Origin of the sequence: Acetobacter fabarum, from assembly GCF_011516925.1 — a bacterium.
GTDB lineage: Bacteria > Pseudomonadota > Alphaproteobacteria > Acetobacterales > Acetobacteraceae > Acetobacter > Acetobacter fabarum.
Map to the genome: position 1 here is coordinate 347,937 of NZ_WOTG01000002.1, position 24,815 is coordinate 372,751.

A 24,815-nucleotide genomic window follows, 5' to 3' on the forward strand; every position below is an offset into this window, starting at 1 on the left:
GTTCTTGCGTGCTTTCTGTTCTTCACTGCGTTTTCAGGCGTTTCCAGATTTTGCGCTTCCATGCAATGGCCAGCACAAGCAGCACAGCCAGATAGGCCATAACGGCCTTGCCAATGCTGTGGCGGTCATTGCGGTGCGGATCGGATGCCCAGACCAGAAAAGTGGTTATATCGCGGGCCTGCTGTTCCACCGTGGCAGGGGTGCCATCGGGGTACTGGATCATGCCGTTCATGAGCGGAGGGGGCATGCCAATCATGTGGCCTGCGGCCCAGTCATTATAAAACTTGCCGGGGACCATGGGCGCATCGGCTGGCGGGGGCATGCGGTAGCCGGTCAGGAACGCGTACAGCCAGTCCGGCCCGCCCGGATGGGTCATGGCAAGGCGGGACTGATCAGGCGGGGCTACGCCGCCCATCATGGCCGCAGCCGCCGCATCGCTGGGGAAAGGGGAGTTCAGGTGGTCATCGGGCAGCCCCGGGCGCGTGGTGGGCTGGCCCATGGCGTCCGGTGTGCCGGGCTGCGGTTTGGCTTTTGCGGTTTCTTCAATCTGCTGGCGGGTCAGGCCAATGCCTGCCAGGTCGTTATAGGTCAGGTTGCGCATGCCGTGGCATGTGGAACACACGCGCTGGAATACCAGAAAACCACGTTGCAGGCTGGGCTGGTCATACTGGCCCAATGGCCCTTCAAAGCTCCATGCCTGATGGGGTGGTGCTTTGTCTGGTTCGTGTGCCAGTGCAACACCGGACAGGCCGAGCGCCAGCAGCAGGCCAGCGGCAGGACGGGAAAAAGAACCCTGCATTACTGATCTCCTTCCGCAGCGGCTATGGAGGTGGGGAGGGGGCGTGTTTTTTCCTTGCGTGAGGCAAGGGGAAGCAGCACTACAAAGTAGCTGAAGTAATAAATACCCGCCAGACGCGCCACAATCAGCCAGCCGCCCTGTGCGTGGTGCTTGCCTGCAACCGCCAGCAGAATAAATGCGGCTACCAGCCCGAACAGGCCAATACGGCAGAGCGGGCGGAAGCGCATGGAGCGCACGGGGGAGCGGTCCAGCCATGGCAGGGCAAACAGGATCAGCAGCGATGCGGCGGAAGCCAGCAGGCCGCCAAATTTGGAGGGCACGGACTGGAGCAGGCCGTAAAATGGCAGAAAATACCATTCCGGCTCAATATCAGCCGGTGTGTGCATGGGGTCGGCGGGGGTGTAGTTGTCCGCCTCGATCAGCAGATTGGGCCAGAAGAACATGAGCGCGGCAAACACCATGGCGAACACAATAAGCCCCACCAGATCCTTGCTGATATAGTAGGGGTAGAACGGTACGGTGTCGCGCGGAGTGCGCGGTTCAATGCCCAGCGGGTTGTTGGAACCATTGACGTGCACAATGGTCACATGCAGCCCCACAACCCCAACGACCAGAAAAGCAAGCAGGAAGTGCAGCACAAAAAAGCGGTGCACAAAAACATCGCCCAGATGGTCGCCCCCGGCCATAATATGTTCAAGGCTCGGACCAATGCCCGGTACGGCACCCACGGCCTTGGTAATCACGTCCGCACCCCAGTAGGACATCTGGCCCCACGGTAGCATGTAACCGGCAAAGGCCGTGGCCATGACCATAACCAGCAGCACAAGCCCGCTCAGCCACAGCAGTTCACGCGGGGTTTTGTAGGAGCCGTAATACAATCCACGGAAAAGATGCACATAGAGTGCGGCCAAAAACAGGTTGGCCCCGGTCATATGCATGGCCCGCAGCAGCCACCCGCCGGCAAGCTGGCGGTCTATTGCCTCGACCGACAAAAAAGCCCCTGCATTGGTCGGGGTGTAGTTCATGGCCAGAAAAATGCCGGTAGCCAGCATAAGCAGCAGAACAACGGTCAGGATGGCCCCAAAATTCCACAGCCCGTTCAGGTTACGGGGCAGGCGGAAGTCTATGTATTCTGCCCGGAAGGCAGAAATAACAGGCAGGCGTGCTTCTACCCATCCGGCAAGGCCGGTCATGGCTGCGGGAGGGGGCGTGGTCTGGGGTGCCGGGTCTGGCTGGGTCATGGCTGGTCCATGGGGGTTAAAAAAACTCCAATATACAGTGCATATGCACCCGCAGGGCAGGCACTACAGGGTGCGTAAGCGTGCACCAACTGCTCCCGCAGGTTGCAAAAAGCGGCCCGGCTGGTCCGTGTCCGGGGCCAAGGCTGCCTGTCCTCTCTCATAACAGTAACGGAATGTTAGGCAAGGGGGGCGGCTTTTGGGGCCGGTCCGGAGCAAACATTAAGCAGATGTGAAAAGTTTTATCCTTGCAACACACGGGGGTTGGGGCCATCATATTAACAGAGCACCCGTTTTGTGCGGGTGTGACGTTCTCAGGGCAGGGTGTAATTCCCTACCGGCGGTAAAGGGGTGGTGCGCTACCCCAAGCCCGCGAGCGCCTGCTTCGGCAGGGTCAGCAGATCCGGTGTAACTCCGGAGCCGACGGTTATAGTCCGGATGAAAGAGAACGAGAAAGAGAGACTCGTTTTTTGTCCGTTAAGCCGGAGTCCGGCTTGCGTGCATAAAGCGTGTAACCCTTTTTGACGCCCTGGGTCCGTCTGTCATGAGCAGGTATGGACTAAAAGAGACACCAGGGTGAACAGTATTTCTCAACCTTTCCCCCACACTATGCCAGAGCATGTTGGTGCGGCCTTTGATATGGCTGTGTCCGAAGCATGGCGTTTTGCCGGGCAGACCGCGCCAAACCCCGCTGTGGGGTGTGTGCTGCTGGATGCACGGGGGGAAGTGCTGGTTATTGCCGCCCACCACAAGGCAGGCGCATTGCATGCCGAGCGTCTGGCCGTGGAGCAGGCGCTCGCACTGGGTGTGGTGGAGCGGATTCATACCGCTGTGGTTACGCTGGAGCCGTGCAATCACACCGGCCGCACCCCGCCATGCACGGAAGCGCTTTTATCCACGCCCGTACAGACGGTGTGGATTGGCTGCGCGGACCCCAACCCCCATGTGCCCGGTGGCGGTGCTGCATATTTGCAGGCCAAAGGGCTGGATGTGCGGTGGCTGGCCCATGCCGCCAACGGTGGTGCCTGTCTGGCGCGCTGCAAGGCTCTGCTGGCCCCGTTTGCATGGCGCATGGTGCATGGGCGGCCGTGGATTACGGTCAAACAGGCGGTTAATGCACAGGGCAACATGGTGCCGCCGGTTGGCAGCACAACGTTTACAACCCGGCAATCGCTCGAGTTTGCCCACGCGCTGCGGCGCGTAACCGATGGTATTGTCACAGGCACAGGCACAATACAGGCCGACCTGCCCGCCTTTACCGTGCGGCATGTGCCAGACCACGCCAACAGGCGGCGGGTGCTGGTGGTGTGTGGTGCGCCCAACAAGGTGCCCGCACACTGGCAGGAGCAGGCACAGGCACGCTTTGATGTTCTGTTCTGCCCCGACTGCGCCGATCTGCCCGCAGTGCTGGCCAGCACGCCCGCCTTGTGGGTCATGGTCGAGGCTGGTCCCACCCTGCTGCGTGCGATCAGCGCGCAGGGGTTGTGGGATGACTGGCTGCATATCCGGCAGGATGCGCAGGGCTGCGACCACTTTTCTGTTTCAACCCGACACGACATCTCCCCCCTTTCCCTTTTTCCGCAATGGGCGCGATGCACGCAGGAGCAGGCATGTTTTCCGGTATTATAGAATCTCTCGGTCAGGTCCTTGCAGTCGAGCAGGGTGCGCGCTCCCTTATGCTGGAAGTGCAGACCGGCCTGACCGACGTGGCCGAGGGCGAGAGCATTGCCGTCAATGGTGTCTGCCTGACAGCCGTGGCCCCGGCGCAGAATATGCCCGTACGCTTTTTTGTCAGCAGTGAAACACTGGACCGCACCATGCTGGGCTCCCTTGCGGCCGGGTCGCGGGTTAATCTGGAACGTGCGGTAACGCCGTCCACCCGCCTGTCCGGCCATATTGTGCAGGGGCATGTGGATGGGCTGGGCAGGTTTGTCGGGGCTACACCTTCGGGCGATGCCCGGCGCGTGGAGTTTGATATTCCCGCAGAACTGCGCCGCTACATGGTGGAAAAAGGCTCGGTCGCGCTGGACGGGATCAGCCTGACCCTGAACGAAGTGGGGCCGGTGCAGGACGGTAAGTTCCGCATCGCCCTCATGATCATTCCGCACACATGGGACCACACCACACTGGGTACGCTCAGGGTGGGGGATGCCGTGAATGTGGAAGTGGATATCATTGCAAAATATGTGGAGGCACAATGTCAGGCAAAATGACACAGGGGCAGACCGCACCGCTCCAGCCTTCCGAGCGTCTGCTGCGTGCGCTGGATGCCGTGCGGGCGGGCCGCATGGTTGTGATGGTGGATGATGAGGACCGCGAAAACGAGGGCGACCTTGTTATGGCGGCACAGTTCATGACCCCGCAGGCCATGAACTTCATGATCACCCATGCCCGTGGGCTGGTTTGCCTGCCCCTGACCGCCGAGCGCGTAGAGCAGCTTGAACTGCCCATGATGGTGCGGCAGAGCGACAACACCGCGCAGTATGGCACGGCGTTTACCGTGTCGATCGAGGCGCGTGAGGGGGTCAGTACCGGTATTTCCGCCGCCGATCGTGCCCAGACCGTGCTGGTTGCCACGGCAGATGAGGCGACGCCGGCAGATATTGCCTCTCCGGGGCATATCTTCCCCCTGCGGGCCGAACCCGGTGGCGTGCTGGCGCGTATTGGCCATACCGAAGGCTCGATTGACCTGCTGCGCCTTGCCGGGCTCAAGCCCGCCGCCGTGATCTGCGAAATTCTGAACGAGGACGGCACAATGGCCCGCCGCCCTCAGCTGGATGTGTTTGCCCGGCAGCATGACATGCCCATTATTTCCATTGCCGAACTGGTGGCATGGATTGGCGCGCATGGTCTGGCACCGCTGGAGCCACAGCCCGCACAGGCCGCAGCCCCCGCGGCGGAAGACGTTGTGCCCGATCTGGCCAAGGCCGCCCTGCCTAGCGTGTATGGTGGGAATGAGCTGGTTATTCACGCCTTCCGGGACGAAAAAGGTGTGGAGCATGTTGCGCTGGTTAAGGGGGATGTCCGCCCCAACGGCCCGGTGCCGGTGGTGCGCCTGCATTCCGAATGTGTGACCGGCGATGCGCTCGGCTCCCTGCGGTGCGATTGCGGGTCCCAGCTTCAGGCAGCGTTGCAGGCCATCGGGCAGGCCGAGTGCGGCGTGCTGGTTTACGTGCGTGGGCATGAAGGGCGCGGCATTGGCCTTGTGAACAAGATACGCGCCTACGAATTGCAAGATGCCGGGCTGGATACGGTTGAAGCCAACCACAGGCTCGGTTTTGCAACCGATGCGCGCGACTGGCGTGCAGCGGCAGGCATACTGCGCAGCCTTGGTGTGGGCCAGCTCGACCTGCTGACCAACAACCCCGAGAAGGTCCGGGCACTGGAAAGCCGGGGCTTTGTGGTGCGTAAAAGACTGGGGCTGGAAATTCCGGCCAACATGTTCAACCGTGCCTACCTGCATGCCAAACGCAAACGCATGGGCCACCACCTGAGCTGCGATGCACCGTCCCCCGTTGTGCACAAGGTTCCTGCCTGAGCTGTCTGTATTCAAGACGCAGTGATTCAAAAGGATAATACGACTTATGGGTACACGTTCCCCCGTTACTCTGCCTGACCTCAAGGCCCTTTCCCCCGCACCCCGTCTGGCACTGGTTGTCAGCCGGTTTAATGAGACGGTGACAGGTGGCCTGCGGGATGGCGCCATTGCATGGCTGGGCGAACACGGCATTGCCGTGGCTGAAGGCGATGTGTTTGCAGCCCCCGGCGCGTTTGAAATGCCGCTGCTGGCGCAGGCACTGGCCAAGACCGGGCGGTATGAAGGGGTGATCTGCCTTGGCTGCGTGGTCAAGGGCGATACCGCGCATTTTGAATTTATCAGCCTTGGGGCCACTCTGGGCATTGTGCAGGCCAGCCTTGCAACCGAGGTGCCGGTGGCCTTTGGTATTCTCACAACCTACACAGAAGAACAGGCAACTGTGCGTTCTGCGGATGATGTGCATAATAAAGGGCGTGAAGCCGCCGCCGCCTGTGTGGAATCTCTTGCCCTCCTGCGTCAGATCAGGGAGGGATAAAAGGAGCGGCATGCCGGAGTAAGCGCCAGCTCTGGCATGAAATGGGGAGACTGCATGAAGCGCATCACTCTTGTGGCCGGCATTCTGGGGCTTGGCCTGACATTATGGATGCTCTCGCGCTTTGGCGCGCAGGCCATTTTTGCGCTTGTCATGACTGGCGGCTGGGGAATCCTTGCCGCCATTGTCTTTCATGCCGTTCAGGTGTCTCTCTCCGCTCAGGCATGGCGCATTATTGCGCGCCGTGACCTGCCGCCCCATCTGCCCCTGCGTGATTTTTTCATGCTCCGCTGTGTGCGGGAGGGGGTAAACAACCTGCTCCCCGTGGCGCAGGTTGGTGGGGAGGTGGTGGCCAGCCGCCTGTTATCCCGGCGGGGGCTGGGTTTGCGCCGCGCGGCAGCGGCGACAATCTGTGACCTTACGATTGAACTGCTCAGTCAGGTTCTGTTTACGGTAGCGGGGCTGCTTTTGCTGCTTGTTCTGGTCCAGCGTTCGGCTGTGACCGACAGGCTGCTTGAAAGTGCCCTTGTTCTTGCCGTGATTGGCATAGCCGTATTTGCCAGCCAGTGGCTTGGTGCCGTTGCTCTGGTGGAAAAACTGCTGGAGCGGATTGCCGCCCATCTGGGTTGGGGCGGGGTTGAGGGTATTCGCGGGATTCATCAGGAAGTACTGGGCCTGTACAAGACCCGCAACAATGCCGTGACCAGCCTGATCCTCCAGTTTGCCGCATGGGCGCTGGGGGCGGTGGAGGTCTGCCTGATCCTGCATTTTATGGGCCATGACTGCTCTTTGGCGACCGGCTTTGTTATTGAAGGTGTGGGGGAAGCCGCCAAATCCGCAGGGTTTGCTGTGCCCGGAGCACTGGGTGTGTCGGAAGGGGGCTATATGGTGGTCGGCGGGCTGTTTGGTATTGCCCCACCCGTTGCCATTGCGCTCTCGCTGATCAAGCGCCTGCGCGAAATTGCTTGGGGCGTGCCTGCACTGGTGCTGTGGCAATGGCTGGAACACACATGGTCGGACCACCGGAATGGCCCGGAAAAATCCCATTTTCCGCATTCCGGGCGGTAAAAGAAGGGTGGCTTGCGTAGATAGTCACTTGCATCGTGCGAAGCGGTTAGGCAAACCAAGGCGGTTTTGTGCCTGACGCCATGACTTTTCTAGGATCCTGTCGTTTATCATGCTCTTTGCACCCATAGGTCGTTTTATCACCCTTTGTGCGCGCCATGCGTGGCTGGTCGTGGCACTCTTTTGCGTGCTGTCAGGCGCTGGCGTTTATGCGGGCATGACCCAGCTTGGCGTGACCACGGATACGAGCAAAATGCTCTCCCCCCGTTTGCAGTGGAAGCAGCGCTCGGATGAAATGGCCCGCCTGTTCCCGCAAAAAGAGAATCTTCTGGTCGCGGTGGTGGAAGCCGACCTGCCAGAAGAAGGGCAGGAAACAGCACGCAAACTGGCCGAAGCGCTGGCAGCGGATCACAAACACTTTGCCTTTGCCAACCGGCCGGATGCCAACCCGTACCTTGAGCGCAACGGGCTTATGTTTCTGGAGCCCAAACCGCTTGCGGGCATCCTGAACGACACGATTGCCGCGCAGCCCTTCCTGTCCGCCCTTGCGCAGGACCCTTCCGCTCGTGGGCTTTTTGGTGCGCTCTCCCTGATTGCAGAAGGGGTCAAGACCGGGCAGGCCAATCTGGCCGGTTTTCAGACACCGCTGACCGGCTTTGCCAATACGCTGGAAAAAGCGGTGGATGGTCAGGCATCCCCCCTCTCGTGGCAGCGTCTGCTTGGGGGGCAGTTGTCTGACCTTGCCGGGCGCTACCAGTTTGTCATGACCCAGCCCATTCTGGACTATGGCTCCTTCCAGCCCGGGGGGGAGGCCACGGACGCCATGCGTGCCGTAATCAAGGACCTTGAGTTCGTACGCAGCGGCCATGCCAAGGTCCACCTGACCGGGCAGGTCCAGCTGGATGATGAAGAGTTCGCAACCGTGGCCGAGGGCATGGTGGCCGGGCTTGTGGGCTCTTTGCTGCTGGTAACGCTGTGGCTTACGCTTGCCGTGCGCTCCTGGCGTGTGGTGCTGCCTATTGTGGTTACGCTGGTTGTGGGGCTGCTGCTGACCACGGGCTTTGCCGCCGTGGCGGTTGGCACGCTTAACCTGATTTCGGTCGCATTCGCCATTCTGTTTGTGGGGATTGCGGTGGATTTTGCCATCCAGTTTTCTGTCCGTTTCCGTGCACAGATCCCCACGGCCACCGGCAAGGAAGGCATGTACGAAGCCCTGCGCATGACAGGGGAGGAAACGGGGCATCAGATTCTGGTTGCTTCCCTTGCGACCTCCGCAGGCTTTCTGGCGTTTACGCCCACCGCTTTTCTGGGTGTGGCCCAGCTGGGGCTTATTGCGGGTATTGGCATGCTGGTGGCTTTTGTCTGCACCACCACCTTGCTGCCTGCGCTGCTTTGCATCTGCCACCCGCCGCTTAACTGCCCCAGCATGGGGTATGTGTGGATGAAGCCGGTGGACACCAAAATCCGCCAGCATCGCAAATGGCTGCTGGCCTTTTTTGGTGTGGTGGCCGTTATCGGGTTGGCGCTGGTGCCGGCCCTGCAGTTTGATGGCGACCCGCTGCACACCAAAAACCCCAATTCCGAAGGGATGCGCGCCCTCAGCCTGCTGATTGATAACCCGCAGACATCCCCCTACAGCGCGGAACTGCTGGTGAAGTCTCTGGATGACGCCGCAAAACAGGCCGATCGTCTGGATGAACTGCCCGATGTGCATGATGTCATGTGGCTCGGCTCATATGTGCCTACGCAACAGCCTGAAAAACTGGCCCTTATTCAGGATGCCGCATCCCTGCTGCTGCCAACGCTGATTGTGCCAAACCCCAAACCTGCGCCAGATGCCGCCGCCCTGCGTGCAGCAGCGGCCAGCACTGCAAAAGCCTTGGCCGAAGTGCAGGACAAGCTGCCTGGCAATGACCCGCTGCGCAGGATTCAGGCAGCTCTGGCCCGTCTGGCGACTGCCCCCGATGCCACGGTGGAGGCCGCCAATACTGCTCTGGTGCGGTTTTTGCCACCGGAGCTGGACCAATTGCGGACCATGCTACAGGCCGGGCCTGTTACCATGCATGACGTGCCCCCAAGCATTGCGAACGACTATCTGCTCCCCGATGGTCGCGCTCTTGTGGAAGTACACCCCAAAGGGGTGATGAGCAGCTCAGGCGCATTGCGCAAGTTTGTCGGGTCCTTGCAGAAGGTTGAGCCCGATATGGCCGGTACGGCGGTGGATATTGTGGAAAGCGCGCGCTCCATTGTGCGTGCGTTCGAACAGGCCGCCGGGGCAGCCGTGGTCATGATCGCCATTATCCTCATGATCGCTCTGCGCCGGATCAAGGATATGGCGCTTGTGCTGGCCCCGCTGCTGCTGTCTGCGCTGATGACGGTTATTCTGGTCGTGCTGCTGCCAGAAACACTCAACTTCGCCAACATTATTGCATTGCCGCTGCTGCTGGGTGTGGGCGTATCCTTCAACATCTATTTTGTCATGAACTGGCGCGATGGAGTTAAATTCCCGCTGGCATCCCCCACCGCACGAGCCGTGCTGTTTTCTGCCCTGACCACGGGCACGGCCTTTGGCTCGCTTGCCCTCTCGCACCATCCGGGCACGGCCAGCATGGGGCGCTTGCTGCTGCTCTCTCTGGCCTGCACGCTTCTGGGGACTTTGGTGTTTGTGCCAGCTCTGCTCCCCAAACGCGCTATTGATGAGGAGTGAGCCGGAAGCATTTCGGCCACATATGGCAGTTGCCCCTAGGGCATAAAAAAACCTCCCCGTAACTGGGGAGGTTTTTTTTATGGGCTTATTCACACTCTCTGCCCCACGGGTTGGAACCCGGTGGGGCAGGGGGAGATAAGTATTCAGTCCTTGGACCATTCCGGGTGGTGCGGCATTTCAATGTCGCGGCCCTTGAGCATCATGTCCCAGTAAACATGGGGGAACACGGTGGTTTTGAGGAACCATGCAAACCGGCTGGGCTTGCGCTGGTCGTAGGGGAAGCTCGGAGCAGGTTTGCCACCGTACAGGAACTCGGCCAGCACGATCTTGCCGTAAGCCACGGTCAGCGGGCATGCGCCGTACCCGTCATATTGCCCGCTCAGTGGGCGACCATCCAGAGAAGCCAGAACGTTGCGGACGACCACAGGGGTCTGTGCACGTGCGGCTGCCATGGTTTTGGCGTTGGAGGTGTTCATGACATCCCCAATACCAAAGATGGTGGGGTATTTGGCGTGCTGGAGTGTTGTGGCGTTCACATCCAGCCAGCCGGCAGCATCGGCCAGCGGGCTTTTTTTAACGAAGTCAGGCGCGCTCTGGGGCGGGGTGACGTGGAGCATGTCAAACTCACGCACCACTTTTGTCACCTTGCCATCGGGGCCGGTAACCGCAAAGGTTGCCTTGCGCTCGGGGCCGTTTACGGCAATCAGATTATGTTTGTACTGCAGGTTGATGCCGTAATAATCCACCGCCTGCTGTAGCGCGGGGCGGAAATAGGCCACGCCAAACAGCGCATCGCCCGCAAGGCAGAAGTCCACGTTTGTGCGGTTCAGTGTACCCTGCTTGCGCCAGTGATCTGCGGCCAGATAGGCAATTTTCTGCGGAGCACCAGCGCATTTGATCGGCATGGGGGGCTGGGTGAACAGGGCGGTGCCCCCGGCAAGGGACTGGATGCAGGTCCAGGTATATTCCACCGTGTCTTTGGAATAGTTGGAGCATACGCCATTGCGGCCCAGTGTTTCGCTCAGGCCTTCAATCTTGTCCCAGTCAAGCTGCAGGCCGGGGCAGACAACCAGACGGCCATAGGCAACGGTGCGTCCGTCGGCCAGGGTCAGGGTGTTGCTCTCGGGCTCAAAGGTGCTTACGGCAGCACGCAGCCATGTGCAGCCTTTGGGAATAAGCCCGCCTTCCTGCTCCAGCGTGTCGCGCAGCTTCATGACCCCGGCACCAACCAGTGTCCAGCCGGGCTGGTAGGCGTGGGTTGTCGCGGGGTCAATAATGGCCACGTCCAGCGCGGGGCGCTCACGCAGCAGCTTGGCTGCAACGGCAATGCCAGCGGACCCGCCGCCAACAATAACAATGGTGTGCCGGAGATCGGCTTCCGTGCTGGGTGCTGTCTGGGTCATGGCATGGTGTTCCTTCTGGTCTGCCTTGAACTATGCGTGACACTATTCCAAACACTGACAATTAAATAAAGTATTTAATTGTCAGTGTGCCATGTGCTGGCGGAAGGTCAGTCCTTAAGCCAGACCTCAACCGGGCCATTCAGCTTCATGGTCAGGGCGTTGCCACGGCGGTCCACGGTTTTGCCAACGGCAACGCGTACCCAGCCTTCGCTCACGCAGTATTCTTCAACATTGGTTTTTTCCACGCCTTTGAACCGCACGCCAACGCCGCGCTCAAGCAGGGCTTCGTTATAGAACTCGCTGTTGGGGTTGACGGAAAGACGGTCAGGCATTGCATCGGACATAATGGACACTTCCTTGGTAAAACGGTTGTTCAAACGGTGTTTTAAAAGCTTTTGAGCAGAAAGGCCATGCAATGCCCGCCGTGTTATGGCGCAGTATTGGGGCGGGTGCCTGCCCAGCCAGCCAGTTTGCGCTGGAGCCATGTTGCGGCTCTGCGGACAAAAGCTGCCAGCCGGTGCATGAGCAGATACACAACAGGGGTGGAATACAGGGTAAGCAACTGGCTGGTTGCCAGCCCGCCCAGAATGGCAACGCCAAGGGGCAGGCGCAGTTCCGCCCCATAACCGCGCCCTATAATCATGGGTATGGCGGCAAAGGCTGCGGCCATGGTGGTCATGAGAATGGGGCGGAAGCGGGTCAGGCAGGCTGTTTTTATGGCCTCATGCGGGGGCAGGTTCTGGGTTCGCTCGGCATGCAGGGCAAAGTCGATCATTAAGATGGCATTTTTTTTAACAATGCCTACGAGCATGATCACCGCAATCATGCTGATGAGCGAGAACGGTTGCCCGCACAGCCAGAGCGTAAGCACAGCCCCAAAGGCGGCCGAAGGCAGGGTGGAAAGAATGGTCAGGGGCTGAATGTAGCTTTCGTACAGAATACCCAGTGTGATGTACATGGTGGCAATGGCGGCAACAAACACCAGAGCTTCGTTGACCAGGTCTTTGTGCAGATCGCCCGCCTCGCCTGAAAAATCACCTTTCAGGCTTTCGGGGGCATGCAGGTTGCGCATGGTCTGGCGGATTTCGGCCTCTGCCTCGCTCAGCGAGTGGCCGGCAGCAAGGTCGAAGGAGAGTGCACCAGAGACAAAACCGTTTTCGTGGCTGACCTGTAGCGGTGTGGGGGCGCTGGCTATGCGTGCAACCGTGGGCAGGGGCACCATGGTTTCGGATGTTGCGGAAACGGCCGAACCGTTGGAAGCCCCGGCCCCACCCCCTGCCAGCCTGTTGGCAATGGCGTTGCGGAAGGACTGTTCGGAAAGGCTGTCGCTGCGGGCGGCAGGGGCATCGGCAGGTTTGCGTACCCGAATGGTGTTGGAGGCCACAGCGCCCGATGCCGTGCCACCAGCGGTGGATACCCACAAGGTTTTCAGCATTTCCGGGTTGTCACGGAACTGCTTCTGCACCTCCATGATCACGTAATAAGTGGTGAGCGGGGTGGAAATGCTGGATGCCGTGCGTTGGCCATACGCATCGTACAGGGCATTGCCAATAAGCTGGGGGGTAATCTGGTAGCGGGCGGCATTGTCGCGGTTGATCAGCACATGCAGTGCCATGCCATGCCCCACCGTATGGCTGCTAACCCCGCTTAAAACCGCACTGTTGCGCAGGGCTTCGGTTACGCGGGGCACCCACTGGTCAATATCGGCCTCGTTTTCGCTGCGGAAGACAAAGCTGTATGCGCCTTCATGCACGCGCTGGCCGCCGCCGTTAATATCACCCGCATTGGAAATGCTGGCCGTAAGCCCCGGTATGGTGCGCACGGCCTGCTGTATGGCGTCGGCAATAGCTTCTGGCGTTTGCGTCCGCTGGTTTTTGGGCTTGAGCTGGGCATAGACCTCTGCTTCGTTTGCGGCGTCTTCGCCCGTAAAGCCGATGACACCCTCCACGCCCGGAGCTGCCTGCATGGCATCAAGCACCGTGCGGGTCTTGTGCGACATGGCGGAAAAGGAGGAGGTCTGGTCCACGCTCAGATACCCCTGCAAAAGAGCAATATCCTCCGCAGGCAGAACGGTTTTGGGGATGATGAAGATCAGCCCGATGGTTGCCACAAAGCTGAGCGGGAGCGAGAGCAGCGTCAGCCACGGGTGGCGCAGGGCAACGTCCAGCGTGGAGCGGTAGAGCCGCATCATCCATGCCATGGCGTGGTCCGTGGCGTCGGCCAGCAGATGGGCGGCCCGCACAAACGGGTTGGCAGAACGCTGCGCTGGAGCCTGTGGGCCGGGGGCCACGTCCAGAAACCGCGCACACATCATGGGGGTGAGCGAGACCGCCAGAAAAAACGAGACCGAGACAGCAATGGTCAGGGTCATGGCGAATTCAAAAAATATCTTGCCCGCAATGCCTCCCATCAGCAGCAGGGGCAGAAACACCGCGATAAGGGAAATGGTGATGGACAGAATGGTAAAACCGATTTCCTGCGCACCTTGTAAGGTGGCCTGCATGCGGTCCATGCCCTCTTCCATGTGGCGGGCAATGTTTTCCACCACCACAATGGCATCATCCACCACAAAGCCGGTGGCAATGGTCAGCGCCATGAGTGAGAGCGTATCGAGTGAGAAGCCCAGCAGGTGCATGAAGGCCAGAGACCCCGCGAGCGAGACCGGCACTGTAACGGCGGGAATAAAAGTGGAGCGCCAGCTCCGCAAAAATGCCAGCACGACCAGAACTACCAGCAGGACGGAACCAAGCAGGGTTTCCTGCGTGTCCTCCAGAGCGCCACGGATGGATACGGAGCGGTCCGAGACCAGTGTAAACGCAACATCCGCAGGCAGGGCATTGCGCAGCAGGACCGCGCGCGCGCGAATGGCGTCGGTGACTTCAATAACATTTGTGCCCGGCTGTGCGCGGATAATGGCCAGCACGGCAGGCTGCTTGTTGTACCAGCCCGCCGTGCGTTCATTCTGCGGGCCGGAGCGCACTGTTGCCACGCTGCTCAGCCGCACGGGTCGGTTATTGCGGTAGCCGATTACCAGATCACGGTACTGCTCGGGGCTGTGGGCCTGATCATTGGTCTGGAGTGTTAGCCGCTGGCCCCCGGTTTCTATGAACCCTTTGGGTGTATTGGCGTTGGCTGATGCAAGGGCCGAGCGCACATCCTCAAACCCGATCCCATACTGGTAGAGGAGCTGGGGGTTAACTTCCACACGGATGGCGGGCTTGTCCGAGCCCACAACATCGACCCAGCCAACCCCCTTAACCCCGGCCAGCATGGGTTTGAGGTGTGTCTCCCCCAGATCCCGCAGGGCCGTGGCGTTGCGTGTGGCCGATGTAAGGGCCGCAACCATGATCGGGCTATCCGATGGATTGGCTTTGTAATACTGCGGCTGGTCGAGCAGCGTGTGGGGCATGTCCGCCCTTGCCGCGCGCAGGGCGGCCTCCACGTCCCGCGCGGCACCATTGATGTCACGGTTATTGTCAAAGAACAGCAGGATAAATGCGCTGGAATCCGTTGTGTCCGAGCGCATGCTGCTTACGCCCGCAATCTGGCCAAGCCTGCGCTCCAGCGGGGTGGTTACCGCACTGGCCAACTGCTGGGGAGAACTGCCGGGCTGGGAGGCAATAACGTATATGACCGGAACGGAAATATTGGGCAGGTCCGCTACCGGCATGGCGCGGTAGGCAAAAAGACCCGCCACCATAAACGCAACCGCCATAAGGGTTGTGCCAACGGGGCGCATGATGAACAGCCGACTAAAAGACACCGGCAGGGCTCCTCTGGCTTTGCGGGGTAGTTAAGGTGTGTGTTGACCCGGTCGTGCTAGTTCTGCTGCGTGGGGGAGGCATCGGGTAAGTTGACATCAATCCGCCCCTTGCCATCACGCTCCGTTGCCACGGTGCCGGTGGCTTTGTGGACACTGATGTTGCCACTTCCCTGCACATGCAGGGCGGCAACACCCGTGGTGCCGCCAAAACTGGCATTGCCCTTGCCAGCGTTGTTGATGTCCAGCGCCTTGAGTGTTCCCGCAGGTGCGCTCAGGCTGGCTGTGCCGGCCAGATAGACGGCCAGAGCCGGAGCCTTGACCTGGCGGATGGTAATGGGGGCGGAGGTGGTGGAGCGCAGGCGCGCCGAGCCTGCCAGTGTGTCAATGCGGATAGGCCCTGAGGAGTCCGATGCCAGATCAATCGGCCCGGTCCGGCCCAGCTCAATCCCCCCCGAGCCGGACTGGATGGACATGGAGCCTTTACGGCCGTCAATAACAATGCGGGTTGCCTGCGGGCTGTCTATGGCCAGCGGCATGGCCGATGGTGTGTGCAGTTCAAGGCTCTGCCCGCTGGCGCAGTCCATCTGTGTCAGGGTGATGGTGCCATCTGCCGCGGTGGAGCTTTGCAGGCCTGCGGGCCATGCCCCCGGAATGTCCACTCCGTCAGACAGGGTGTTGTCGGTTACAACATGCAGGGTGCTCAGGCAGGGAGCACTGACCTGTACGCGCTGGCCGGGTATGGTCCGCGCCTGTGCGCCCGCGCTCAGGCACAGGGCAAGGGCGCAGAACATGGCAGTACGGCAGGGCAGGGCAAAGGAATGGTACATGCCTGCGTTTGTGCCAGCATGGGGGGCGGGCGTCCATACTCTATCCTAATGCCGTGCGCCGTTCCCGCCTGTGCCGCCCATAAGGGCATCATGCAGCCTGTCCAGTGCTTCGGTCAGGGAATCATGGGCACGTTTACCCTTGCTGCCAACAATGGTGACTGTGGTGGTCATGCCTGCGGCAAGCTGGGTGCCGGGGGGGATGCTGTCGATCTGCACACGGACGGGAATACGCTGTGCCAGCCGCACCCAGGTATAAACCGGGTCCACCGATGGCAGGCCCTGTGTGGAGGGTGTTGCATTGGGGGTGGCAATCCCGCGGGTAATGCTGGTGATATGCCCCCACATGGGCTGGCGGTAGCCCATAAGGTCCAGCCGGGCGCGGTCACCAATATGGATGGAGCGGATTTTGGTTTCCTCAAAATATCCGTCCACCCAGTAGGAGGAAGCATCAATGACCTGAATGTTCGCCTTGCCTGCGGTGGCATAGTCCCCCACACGCATGATCAGGTTGTTGACGTAGCCGGTTACGGTGCTGCGCACATGGGTTCGGTCAAGGTTGATATTGGCCTGCGAAAGAGCCGCCATGGCCGAGGCATACTGTGCCTTGGCAACTTCCGCCGTGGCCTGGAACACCTGTTTTTCCTCGCGGGAGGCTGCGGCGTCGGTCAGGTTGTTGCGCCTGTATTCCTGCGCGTTTTTGAGCACCATATCCGCCTGCCGCTCATTCACCAGAGCGGTAGCGGAGGCCACATCCACCTTAAAGTCAAAGGGATCAATGTCGTACAGAACATCGCCCGCATGGACAAACTGGTTGTCGCGCACCTTTATGTCTATGATCTGCCCCGAAACACGCGGCGCAATGTCGGCCACCTGCACGCGCACCTGCCCGTTACGGGTCCAGGGCGCTGCGGTGTAGTAATCCCACAGGACAAAGCAGACCACGGCTGCAATAGCCAGAATAATGCCGGTCGTAACAAATTGCAGAAGGCGGCGCGCACGTTCAAACACGGCGGAAAAGCCCTTTCACAAAAGGATGGTGTAAAGGCCGATAAGGCCGATCAGAATACCAAATTCGGCCAAGGGCAGGTTCCATACCACGCGGCGGGCGCGCACCTTGGCCAAAAGCGGGTTAAGCGCCAGCAGGGTGGCAATGGCCAGCCCCGCATGCACCACAAAGGAGGACACCAGCAGGCCCCCAATATCCAAAACAGGTTGGAGCTGCATGTTAGCGGGCCTTCCACTGCTGGTCCGGCACGGGCAGCAGGTCATACAGGTGCAGGGCGGAGCGGTTGTGTTCAAGCAGGCGGATTGCACCCACCATGGCAGAAACCGCAGCAAGGGCAGTGGCCATCTGCCCATGGGGCAGGCCTATGGCATGGTCGAGCAGAATGCGGGCCTTGTGCCGCATACGCACCAGAGCGGCATCCACGTTGTAGATAATGGTGGCGCGGTAGGCGGATTCCGCATCCAGCCGGATAGCGGGAATGGTGGCGGCGCGTTGCAGGTGGCGGCGTGCGCGGGCCAGCTCAAGGTTGAGGGTATCCAGGCTGGCAAGGCGGGCAAAAACACGTTGGCGTGCTTTGTTGGCGGGTAGGTAACGGTTCCATTCCAGAATACGGCACAGCCGGTCGTAGTGGCGGCTGATCAGGGCGGAGCCTGCCTGTTCACCATGCCCTTCAAACTGGAGCAGCAGATCATGCCCGATGGTAATGCCCACCCTGAACCGCCTGCGGGAGGCGGAGGGCGGTAGCAGCAGCACGAGCGAGATAAAGATCATGATCGCGGCAAACAGGTACAGCACATTGCGGTCAATAAAAGCGGATGGCTCGTAATTCTGCTGGTCAGCGACCCCAAGAATAACAAAAAAGAACACCCCGGCGTTAAACCCGACCGTGGCTGTTCTGGGGTGCATGAGCAGCAGGCAGCCGCCAAAAATAACGGGAATGATGGCCATGGCCAGAAAAGGCATGTCCGCCCCGTGGGGGAGTATGCCAAAATTCAGCACCGCGGCCACAATAATGGCCAGTGGCGTGCCCAGCAGTGCCCCCATGCCAAAGCCGCGCACATTGTAGGTTGTGGCGGCAAGGGTCAGGATAATGGCCACCTGCGACAGTGCTGAATACGTTGCCGGAATATCGGAAATAATGCACAGCCCGGCAGCGACGGAAAAGCCGATAAGCGTGCGCAGGCCGTTGAGCAGTGCAGCAATTACGTCATCATGCTGTTCAATCTTGAGCTCTGGGGCCTGTGTGCGTGCGCGCTGGCCGTGCTCAAACGCATCTATGCCATCCACCGCCCAGCGTGCATCGGACAGCAGAGCCATGGAGCGTTCAATCAGCCAGGCTTCATCCAGCGTTGGGCCGAGGCTGAGCTCGTTTTTATGCGCCTCGCGCGCAAGGTCTTCCAGATCATGCACTGCCTGTGCGGGGGAATCGACTGGCGTACCATCACCAAAGGAATCACGGATGTGCTTGAGCACCGTGGCCGAAACCTCGCCCTTGCGCAGCACAAGGGCAATGGCCTGGCTGCACGAGAGCATTTCCAGCAGCGCCACCATGGCCGAATGTGCGCCTGCAAGCCGCAGCCGTGCATCGGGCAGTTCGGTCTTAGCGAAAGAGATCTGCGATGTCAGGGCAATAATTTCCCCCGCAAGGCCTGCGCAGGCCATGCTGTCGGGAATGCTGTGGCCAGCCAGTGCATCCTTGGCAATGCGGCGCACCATGTCCGATGTGCGGCGCAGGTTGGCGGTCAGTTTTTCAAACGCGGTGGGGGAGCCAAAAATGTCATTGATTGCGGCGGTGGAGGCAATGCCCACCACAATGCAGGACACGCGGTTAACCGTAACGTCAAAAATGCCTGCCGGGTTATCAATGCAGCTGATCCCCACAATGGCAACCGTATAGCCCGAGAGCATGGCCGCATAAGCCCGGAAGTCGCGCTCCAGTGTGCCCACAATGGTGCAAAGGGTTAGCCACAACGCCACATCACCCAGAAAAACCCCGCGTTCCTGATTAAAGCAGGCGGTCAGGAAAAGGGCGACAAACGCACCGATAATGGTGCCCGCCAGACGGTAAAGTGCCTTGGAAAGAACCTGCCCACGCAACGGCTGAGCCAGGATCATGACCGTAACCGCTGCCGTGCCGGGGGAGGAAAGCTGGAGCCAGAACGCCGTGCTCAATGCCAGCACGGCAGATAGCCACGTACGCAGGCAGAACAGGAACCAGCCGGGAGAAAACACGGAGGGCGGGAGCTGGAGGAACCAGCCCTTCCACCCAGGTCTGTGCATGAAAGCTGTTTTCTCAGCGGTCATTTGGGTCTGCTTTTGTTGTGGCCACTGAGGAAGGATTGCACCCGAATCCGTATTGTCAGGCGCATATTAAAATAAAATATAATGTTTGAGGGAAGTTCTGCCCATAGTCTGGCATTGCGTTCAACGCGCAGCAGACCTGAAGCATAAGCCTGCAAACTATAATGGGGCTAATCAACTCTGGGTCAGGTGCGTACAGGGCTGTTTCCGGCCGCAGGACTATGCTGGCCGTCATGCCATATTCTGTCTTGTCGAGCTATTGGTGGTGCGGGCACAACTGTGTGTATGAAAATTGTTCATACCTCCGACTGGCAGATAGGCCGGACCTTCAGCTTTGTGGATGATGATGCACTGGGCGCGCTTCAGGCCGAGCGGCTGAATGTGATCGAGCGCATAGGCATGCTTGCACGGGCGCAAGGGGCCGCCCATGTGCTGGTCGCAGGCGATGTGTATGAACACGAAACCCCATCGGGGCATACTTTGCGGCAGCCTATGGAGCGCATGCGCCAGTTTGCGGATATAAGCTGGCACCTTATTCCCGGTAACCACGATGCCCATACCCCTCAGGGCGTATGGACCCGTCTGCAACGTGATAACGCAGTGCCTGCCAATGTTAAGCTCCACCTTGCCTCCGCACCGGTTGAGCTGGATGGCACGCACAATGCCTGGCTGCTGCCTGCCGTTTTGCAGCGGCGGCACACCCTGTCGGACCTGACGGCTTACATGGATGATGCCCCCACCCCCGAAGGGGCTTTGCGCATAGGGGTTGCGCACGGCTCGGTCGTGGGGTTCGGGAATGAGGGAGAAGCCCAGAACAACCCCATAGCCATTGACCGGGCCGCCCGGGCGGGGCTCGCCTATCTGGCGTTGGGGGACTGGCACGGTTTTAACAGGATCAATGACCGCACGGTGTACGCTGGCACGCCGGAGGTGGACCGGTTTGGCACCGGGGGTAATGGTGGGGGGGAATGCGTTGTGGTGGCGTTTGATGGCCCCACAGCCCCACCACGGCTGAGCACGCACAGAACAGGCCGCTTTACGTGGTGCAAGTTTGAAAACGTGGTGCTGACCAGCAGTGCGGACATCCATGCGCTGGAAAGCCGCGTGCGTGCCATAGCCCCCGAGCAGCCCCATACCATCCTGGCATGGCTGGAGGTTAGCGGTATGCTGGGGGTGGAAGATCTGGCACTTTATGAAAGTCTGATCGACCACCGCCTGCATAGTGCACTGGCCTGCCTGCGGCTGAGTGGTGCCCCCAGCCTTGCCGCCGGGGCGGATGATCTGGATATGCTTGGCACATCCGGGCCAGTGCGTGCGGCAGCAGCTGCCCTGCTGGAACAGGTGAATGCCGGTGGGGCTGAGGCCAGTGTTGCACAGGAGGCGCTGCAAAGGCTCTTCCTGCTCTGGGGTGAAGTGCGGAGGGCAACGTCATGATCCTGACAGACATCCAGATCGAGGCCGTGCGCCGTTTTGCCTCCCCCGTGCGGGTTGAGGGGCTGGGCGCTGGACTGAATATTCTGGCCGCCCCCAATGAGGCCGGTAAATCCACCGTGCTCAAGGCGCTGCGGACCGCGCTGACCCTGCGGCACACCTCCAAAGCCCAGCCGTTCAAGGACCTGCTGCCTTATGGTGGAGGTTCACCCCATATTGGCGTGGCCTTTACATGGAAAAGCCAGTCCTGCTGGCTGGAAAAAAAGTTTGGCAGCAGCAGTCTCGCCCGGCTGGATCTGGGCGCTGAACGGTTTGATGGGGAGGAGGCGGAGGAACGCCTGCAAGCCCTGTTCGAACTGGAAAAGGTCAGTAAGTCCGAAGCGGCAGGGCTGTGGAACGCCCTGCTGGTGGAGCAGGGTGAAAGCTTTGCCCAGCCTGCGCTGCAAGGGGCCGGGCGGGCCAGCCTTCAGGCCTGTCTGCAACAGAACATACAGGGCGTAACCGGCACGGCCGAGGCCAGCGCCATGCTGGCTCTGGTCAGCAAACGGCTGGCCCAGTACCAGACTGCAACGGGCAAAACCAGCCAGCGCATGCGCCAGATACAGGAGGAGGGCGAGCAGGCCCGTGCTCTGGTGGCCACCCTTCTGGCCCGCAAGGAAGCTTTGCAGGAGGATATAAGCGGGCTGGAGCAGATCCGGCGCACGCTGGCCCAGTACAACAACCCCGAACGGCGCAGGCAGGACGAGGCAAAACTTGTGGCCTTGCGGCAGACGCGTGACCAGTTGCGCGGGCTTGTGGCGCAGGAGCAGGCAGCACAGGCGCAACTCAGTGCGGCCGAGCAAAACGTGCAGTATATTCAGGCCGAGCAGGACCGCCGCCAGACCCGCCGGGCAGATATTGCCCGGCTGGAGCAGGTTCTGGCCGATGCCCAAAGCGGGCATACCCAGCTCAGCCTTGCTGCGGGGGAGGCAGACCAGAAACTGGCTCATGCACAGGCCAGCCATAAAGCCGCTTTAAGTCGGCACCAGCAAGCCCGTACCATGGTGTCGCGCGTTATGCACAAGGCTGCTCTGGCGCATAACCAGCAGGCCATAGCGCAGGAGCGTGCCGCGTTCGAGCGGGCGAACGCCGCCTGTGCAAGGCTGGAAAAAGCACAGGCGGCCCTGCGCATCATGCCTGTGGATGCAGCTTTTATGCGCCGTCTGGCCAAGGCCGTGCAGGCGGTGCATCAGGCACAGGCCAGCATGCAGGCGCAGGCCACACGGTTTGAGGCAACCCTGCTCCCGGATGCAGCAGGCACGGTATGGCTGAATGGCAACCCCTGCCCAGTTGGCCCCCAGTCCCTGACCGATGTGAGTGAACTGGTGGTGGACGGTGTGGGCCGCTTTACCATAACCCCCTCAACCCAGCAGAGTGACGCGCTGCATGCAGCCCTTGCTACAGCCCAAAGCGCGCTGGACAGTCTGTTGCAAGAGGTCGGTTGCCACAGTGTGGAGCAGGCTGAAAGCCAGCACGAGGCCCGCAGGCAGGCCGAGCGGGAAGTGGAGCAGGCCAGTGCCGAGTGTATGGCGCTATTATGTGTACCCAAGCCCAGCGATATTACCGCTGCTCTGGACGCACTGCGCCAGAAGCTGAACGAGCGGGAAGCCCTTTTTGCCAAGGAGCAGGCCGCTCAGGCGGATTGGCCCGAAGATGAAGGCACGCCGCTGGATGTAGAGCAGGCCCGCGCGCAGGAGCAGGATGCACTTATGGCGGTGGAAGCCGCCCGAGCGCAGGAGCAGGACGAGCTTACCCTGCACCGCATGGCCCATACCCGGCTGGAGCAGGCTCTTGCCCAGTTTGCACAGCAGCAGCAGGCGCTCCAGCGCGACCGGCGTGAACTGGACGTATGGGTTGAGCGCGAGCCCGACCCGGCTTTGCAGACCCGCGCCACAAGCAGTGAGCAGGACAGGCAGCGCGCACAGGCCGAACTGGCCCGGATTGCCCATATACGCCAGCAGGAGGAACCGCTGAGCGTGGTGGAGCAGGGTATTCTCCGCCGCGAACAGGCTATGGAACACGTGCACGAGCAGATTACACGCCTGTCCGTGGACCAGACGGAGCGTGAAACACGGATCCGTCAGGCAGAAGGGGATGGGCTGGATGAACAGCTTGCCAGTGCGGAACGCCACGCAGCACAGGTGCAGGGGGAGTTGGAGGCATGGGAGCGCGAGCGTGCAGCCCTTGCGTTGCTGGAGGCTACGCTGCTTCAGGCCGAAACCACACAGACCGAGCGGTATCTGGCCCCGCTGGTGCAGGCCATGCAGCCCGCTTTTTCTGCCCTGTTCCGCGGGGCAACACTGGAGGTGGATACGCAGTTCGCCCTGACCGGCCTGACGCGCCAGCGCGCGGAGGAGGTAAAGGACCTGTCGGATGGTACAAGGGAACAGATAGCCGTGCTGGTCAGGCTCGGGTTTGCAGAATTGCTGCACAAACGCGGGGCCCCAGCCATTCTGGTGCTGGATGACGCGCTGAGTTTTTCAGACTCCCAGCGGCTGGAAACCCTGTTTGACGTGTTGTCCGATGCCGCAACGCGTTTGCAGGTCATACTACTGACCTGCCACGCGGAGCAGTTTACTCCCCTGCAGGGCAGGATGCTCAGCCTGCGCCCGATGGAGCGGTTTGTGGTTCCGAACTGATTACAGAACCGCGTTGAACTGAAGCCCCATAACGGCCGCATCGTGGAATACGGTACTGCCACCGGGGCGGTTGATGTACTGGAAGTCCGGCTGCAGTGAAATGCCGGGCGCTACGTGCGCGTTATAGAACACTTCATAAATGTTCTCGTGCGACTGAATGCCCCATACGGTACCCCACTGGTTGGAGGGGAAGGGCACACCGGCCATGCTTGCGGCTTCCTGCTGCAAGGTAGAGGCGCGGCTCATCAGCTCCCACTGGTACATGGCCCCCACGCTATCCATCGGGCGGCCCCATTTGGCCCCGGTTTCCACCATACCAGCCCAGATATGGTGAGACATGGCGGTAGTGTGCCCATCGGCCCACATCCAGCCAGCCAGAGCGATCAGGCCGTTGGTTGGGCCATCCCCATTGCGGACCAGCATCTGGTCGGCCATGACCCATGCGCTGGCACGGCCTGCGCGGTAGCGTTTGGGCATACCGGTTTCGATCCAGGCATTGCCGTGTATGTCATCGCGCAGGTCGGGGTAGCTGGAATTGTCATAGCCAAAACCGGCTTTGTAGTGCCCGTTCAGGTGGTCTTTGCCAAATTTGGGCAGCCAGCCTACTTCCACGGGGGAGGAGAACTTGCCCAGACCGTCCTGCGCCCATGCCCAGCCGGAAATACCGCCGTTAAACGCATGGGGGGAAACAGCAAACAGCCCACCCATGATATAGGTATCGCTTGTGGGCATCACGCGTGCCACAAATCCAAGGTTACCCGATGGCCAGTCACGCGCGCCTTCGGTGTATTTGGTGGGGGCGGGGTTACCGCACATGGCCACGTTCATGTACATACAGAACAGGGGGGATGCGGCAAAAAAGCTGCCCGGCGGGATCCAGCCAGCACTGATGTCCACATGGTTATGGAAAAACGAATGCTCGGCATACAGGTAAACAAGGTGGGCCACCACGTTACCACGCGCGCCATAAATCTGCTGCACGCCGCCAATGGAGTCCCCGATGTAGTCCGTGCTCAGGTTCCGCCCATGGCCGTTCACAACCATCATGTGGGTCCAGAGGTTCTTGAACAGGTCCGTATTGGTCAGCTTGCCCCAGTCCACGTCCAGTTCAACACCAACCTGCCCCGCATTGGTCACGCCCTGCTTGCGACCCCCACGGAAGTTGCCTGCCAGTTCCTCATGCACATCGGCCAGAATGTGAATACCGTGGTTGAGCAGCCATGGCTGCGCACCACCCCAGTCACCAAAAAAATGGTCCTTGCCATAGGGGGCAGAAAACAGGGGGCCGGGGTCTTCGACCAGATTGGCCTCGTTATCAACTTCCAGACTGGGTAAAAGACCAATAGAACTGTTGCCACCGGGCAGGAGTTGCGCCCGCGCGGGAAGGGCCGTGGCCAGAAGGGGGAAAAGGAAGGCAAAAAGCCAGAACGTGCGAAAAGGAAAAAAAATACGTTTGGTCATGATCCCAATTTTGTTGTCTTTGGATTGGTCTTGCGCGTGAGCGAAAAGATCAATCATGGTTTATCG

At 60.4% G+C, this 24,815-nt stretch carries 18 protein-coding genes and 1 riboswitch; of the genes, 8 read left to right on the plus strand and 10 right to left on the minus strand.

Annotated features, from left to right (window positions below):
• Positions 1 to 22 precede the first annotated feature (22 nt).
• Both GOB83_RS04610 and GOB83_RS04615 read right to left on the minus strand, forming a co-directional pair.
• Positions 23 to 799 carry a cytochrome c1 gene (locus GOB83_RS04610; RefSeq protein ID WP_165925371.1) on the minus strand — a complete coding sequence of 259 codons (777 nt, stop codon included), beginning with the start codon at positions 797 to 799 and terminating at the stop codon, positions 23 to 25.
• Complete coding sequence (locus GOB83_RS04615) at positions 799 to 2,040, minus strand: cytochrome b (RefSeq protein WP_165925372.1); 1,242 nt, start codon at positions 2,038 to 2,040, stop codon at positions 799 to 801. Before GOB83_RS04615 ends, GOB83_RS04610 begins: the two co-directional genes overlap by 1 nt.
• Positions 2,041 to 2,343: 303 nt before the next feature.
• A riboswitch (FMN riboswitch) is annotated at positions 2,344 to 2,491 on the plus strand.
• Positions 2,492 to 2,613: 122 nt separating this feature from the next.
• Between GOB83_RS04615 and ribD the strand changes: the two genes are divergently transcribed.
• From ribD to GOB83_RS04645, 6 genes are all read left to right on the plus strand, one after another.
• Positions 2,614 to 3,666, plus strand: coding sequence for a bifunctional diaminohydroxyphosphoribosylaminopyrimidine deaminase/5-amino-6-(5-phosphoribosylamino)uracil reductase RibD (ribD, locus tag GOB83_RS04620; RefSeq protein ID WP_373321594.1), 1,053 nt, complete (start codon positions 2,614 to 2,616; stop codon positions 3,664 to 3,666).
• Positions 3,648 to 4,250, plus strand: coding sequence for a riboflavin synthase (locus GOB83_RS04625; protein WP_165925373.1), 603 nt, complete (start codon positions 3,648 to 3,650; stop codon positions 4,248 to 4,250). Before ribD ends, GOB83_RS04625 begins: the two co-directional genes overlap by 19 nt.
• A complete protein-coding gene (ribB, locus tag GOB83_RS04630) occupies positions 4,235 to 5,575 on the plus strand; it encodes a 3,4-dihydroxy-2-butanone-4-phosphate synthase (RefSeq protein WP_242005730.1) in 1,341 nt (446 codons plus the stop codon). Before GOB83_RS04625 ends, ribB begins: the two co-directional genes overlap by 16 nt.
• A 46-nt stretch (positions 5,576 to 5,621) precedes the next feature.
• The gene (gene ribH, locus GOB83_RS04635; RefSeq protein ID WP_086645552.1) at positions 5,622 to 6,110 is read left to right on the plus strand and encodes a 6,7-dimethyl-8-ribityllumazine synthase; all 489 of its coding nucleotides are present in this window, start codon (positions 5,622 to 5,624) and stop codon (positions 6,108 to 6,110) included.
• A gap of 54 nt (positions 6,111 to 6,164) precedes the next feature.
• Positions 6,165 to 7,175, plus strand: coding sequence for a flippase-like domain-containing protein (locus tag GOB83_RS04640; RefSeq protein WP_165925374.1), 1,011 nt, complete (start codon positions 6,165 to 6,167; stop codon positions 7,173 to 7,175).
• Positions 7,176 to 7,284: 109 nt separating this feature from the next.
• Complete coding sequence (locus GOB83_RS04645) at positions 7,285 to 9,879, plus strand: MMPL family transporter (protein WP_165925375.1); 2,595 nt, start codon at positions 7,285 to 7,287, stop codon at positions 9,877 to 9,879.
• A 143-nt stretch (positions 9,880 to 10,022) separates the two neighbouring features.
• Here the strand turns inward: GOB83_RS04645 and GOB83_RS04650 are convergent, their stop codons facing one another.
• From GOB83_RS04650 to GOB83_RS04680, 7 genes are all read right to left on the minus strand, one after another.
• Positions 10,023 to 11,282 carry an NAD(P)/FAD-dependent oxidoreductase gene (locus GOB83_RS04650; RefSeq protein ID WP_165925376.1) on the minus strand — a complete coding sequence of 420 codons (1,260 nt, stop codon included), beginning with the start codon at positions 11,280 to 11,282 and terminating at the stop codon, positions 10,023 to 10,025.
• A 107-nt stretch (positions 11,283 to 11,389) separates the two neighbouring features.
• Positions 11,390 to 11,626, minus strand: coding sequence for a DUF3297 family protein (locus GOB83_RS04655; protein ID WP_025826566.1), 237 nt, complete (start codon positions 11,624 to 11,626; stop codon positions 11,390 to 11,392).
• A gap of 83 nt (positions 11,627 to 11,709) precedes the next feature.
• Positions 11,710 to 15,045, minus strand: coding sequence for an efflux RND transporter permease subunit (locus GOB83_RS04660; RefSeq protein WP_165925377.1), 3,336 nt, complete (start codon positions 15,043 to 15,045; stop codon positions 11,710 to 11,712).
• A 56-nt stretch (positions 15,046 to 15,101) separates the two neighbouring features.
• A complete protein-coding gene (locus tag GOB83_RS04665) occupies positions 15,102 to 15,872 on the minus strand; it encodes a GIN domain-containing protein (RefSeq protein WP_165925378.1) in 771 nt (256 codons plus the stop codon).
• Positions 15,873 to 15,917: 45 nt separating this feature from the next.
• Positions 15,918 to 16,880, minus strand: a complete 963-nt coding sequence (locus GOB83_RS04670) for an efflux RND transporter periplasmic adaptor subunit (RefSeq protein WP_095349985.1) — start codon at positions 16,878 to 16,880, stop codon at positions 15,918 to 15,920.
• A gap of 15 nt (positions 16,881 to 16,895) precedes the next feature.
• Entirely contained in the window at positions 16,896 to 17,096 is a 201-nt protein-coding gene (locus GOB83_RS04675) for a DUF1656 domain-containing protein (RefSeq protein ID WP_086645545.1), read from the minus strand.
• A gap of 1 nt (position 17,097) precedes the next feature.
• Entirely contained in the window at positions 17,098 to 19,158 is a 2,061-nt protein-coding gene (locus tag GOB83_RS04680; protein WP_242005731.1) for an FUSC family protein, read from the minus strand.
• A gap of 306 nt (positions 19,159 to 19,464) precedes the next feature.
• On the opposite strand from GOB83_RS04680, the gene GOB83_RS04685 reads away from it, so the two are divergent.
• Entirely contained in the window at positions 19,465 to 20,613 is a 1,149-nt protein-coding gene (locus GOB83_RS04685) for a metallophosphoesterase family protein (protein ID WP_165925380.1), read from the plus strand.
• Positions 20,610 to 23,288, plus strand: a complete 2,679-nt coding sequence (locus tag GOB83_RS04690) for an AAA family ATPase (protein ID WP_165925381.1) — start codon at positions 20,610 to 20,612, stop codon at positions 23,286 to 23,288. The genes GOB83_RS04685 and GOB83_RS04690 overlap by 4 nt, the downstream gene beginning before the upstream one ends.
• Here the strand turns inward: GOB83_RS04690 and GOB83_RS04695 are convergent, their stop codons facing one another.
• Positions 23,289 to 24,749 carry a carbohydrate porin gene (locus GOB83_RS04695; RefSeq protein ID WP_086645692.1) on the minus strand — a complete coding sequence of 487 codons (1,461 nt, stop codon included), beginning with the start codon at positions 24,747 to 24,749 and terminating at the stop codon, positions 23,289 to 23,291.
• Between the last annotated feature and the right edge of the window lie 66 nt (positions 24,750 to 24,815).